Here is a 2,021-nt window from a genome sequence, read left to right on the forward strand (position 1 = left end):
CGCCTCTCCCCGCGCGTTGGCCAATTCGAGTAGGCCTCGGGGATCGATCCAGGTGGCACTTTTCGGGGAAATGTGCGCGGAACCCCTATTTGTTTATTTTTCTAAATACATTCAAATATGTATCCGCTCATGAGACAATAACCCTGATAAATGCTTCAATAATATTGAAAAAGGAAGAGTATGAGTATTCAACATTTCCGTGTCGCCCTTATTCCCTTTTTTGCGGCATTTTGCCTTCCTGTTTTTGCTCACCCAGAAACGCTGGTGAAAGTAAAAGATGCTGAAGATCAGTTGGGTGCACGAGTGGGTTACATCGAACTGGATCTCAACAGCGGTAAGATCCTTGAGAGTTTTCGCCCCGAAGAACGTTTTCCAATGATGAGCACTTTTAAAGTTCTGCTATGTGGCGCGGTATTATCCCGTATTGACGCCGGGCAAGAGCAACTCGGTCGCCGCATACACTATTCTCAGAATGACTTGGTTGAGTACTCACCAGTCACAGAAAAGCATCTTACGGATGGCATGACAGTAAGAGAATTATGCAGTGCTGCCATAACCATGAGTGATAACACTGCGGCCAACTTACTTCTGACAACGATCGGAGGACCGAAGGAGCTAACCGCTTTTTTGCACAACATGGGGGATCATGTAACTCGCCTTGATCGTTGGGAACCGGAGCTGAATGAAGCCATACCAAACGACGAGCGTGACACCACGATGCCTGTAGCAATGGCAACAACGTTGCGCAAACTATTAACTGGCGAACTACTTACTCTAGCTTCCCGGCAACAATTAATAGACTGGATGGAGGCGGATAAAGTTGCAGGACCACTTCTGCGCTCGGCCCTTCCGGCTGGCTGGTTTATTGCTGATAAATCTGGAGCCGGTGAGCGTGGGTCTCGCGGTATCATTGCAGCACTGGGGCCAGATGGTAAGCCCTCCCGTATCGTAGTTATCTACACGACGGGGAGTCAGGCAACTATGGATGAACGAAATAGACAGATCGCTGAGATAGGTGCCTCACTGATTAAGCATTGGTAACTGTCAGACCAAGTTTACTCATATATACTTTAGATTGATTTAAAACTTCATTTTTAATTTAAAAGGATCTAGGTGAAGATCCTTTTTGATAATCTCATGACCAAAATCCCTTAACGTGAGTTTTCGTTCCACTGAGCGTCAGACCCCGTAGAAAAGATCAAAGGATCTTCTTGAGATCCTTTTTTTCTGCGCGTAATCTGCTGCTTGCAAACAAAAAAACCACCGCTACCAGCGGTGGTTTGTTTGCCGGATCAAGAGCTACCAACTCTTTTTCCGAAGGTAACTGGCTTCAGCAGAGCGCAGATACCAAATACTGTTCTTCTAGTGTAGCCGTAGTTAGGCCACCACTTCAAGAACTCTGTAGCACCGCCTACATACCTCGCTCTGCTAATCCTGTTACCAGTGGCTGCTGCCAGTGGCGATAAGTCGTGTCTTACCGGGTTGGACTCAAGACGATAGTTACCGGATAAGGCGCAGCGGTCGGGCTGAACGGGGGGTTCGTGCACACAGCCCAGCTTGGAGCGAACGACCTACACCGAACTGAGATACCTACAGCGTGAGCTATGAGAAAGCGCCACGCTTCCCGAAGGGAGAAAGGCGGACAGGTATCCGGTAAGCGGCAGGGTCGGAACAGGAGAGCGCACGAGGGAGCTTCCAGGGGGAAACGCCTGGTATCTTTATAGTCCTGTCGGGTTTCGCCACCTCTGACTTGAGCGTCGATTTTTGTGATGCTCGTCAGGGGGGCGGAGCCTATGGAAAAACGCCAGCAACGCGGCCTTTTTACGGTTCCTGGCCTTTTGCTGGCCTTTTGCTCACATGTTCTTTCCTGCGTTATCCCCTGATTCTGTGGATAACCGTATTACCGCCTTTGAGTGAGCTGATACCGCTCGCCGCAGCCGAACGACCGAGCGCAGCGAGTCAGTGAGCGAGGAAGCGGAAGAGCGCCCAATACGCAAACCGCCTCTCCCCGCGCGTTGGCC

The 2,021-nt window shown here is 50.1% G+C and carries 1 protein-coding gene; it reads left to right on the forward strand.

The window, feature by feature from the left end; genetic code table 11:
- Positions 1–180 precede the first annotated feature (180 nt).
- On the forward strand, positions 181–1,041 hold the full coding sequence (locus VL15_RS39340; RefSeq protein ID WP_000027050.1) for a broad-spectrum class A beta-lactamase TEM-116: 861 nt from the start codon (positions 181–183) through the stop codon (positions 1,039–1,041).
- Positions 1,042–2,021: the final 980 nt, after the last annotated feature.

It is taken from the genome of Burkholderia cepacia, from assembly GCF_001039005.1.
Taxonomy (GTDB): domain Bacteria; phylum Pseudomonadota; class Gammaproteobacteria; order Burkholderiales; family Burkholderiaceae; genus Burkholderia; species Burkholderia theae.

Excerpts from the sequence above, each read along its gene's own strand:
- VL15_RS39340 (WP_000027050.1), top strand. The coding sequence starts at position 181 with ATGAGTATTCAACATTTCCGTGTCGCCCTTATTCCCTTTTTTGCGGCA.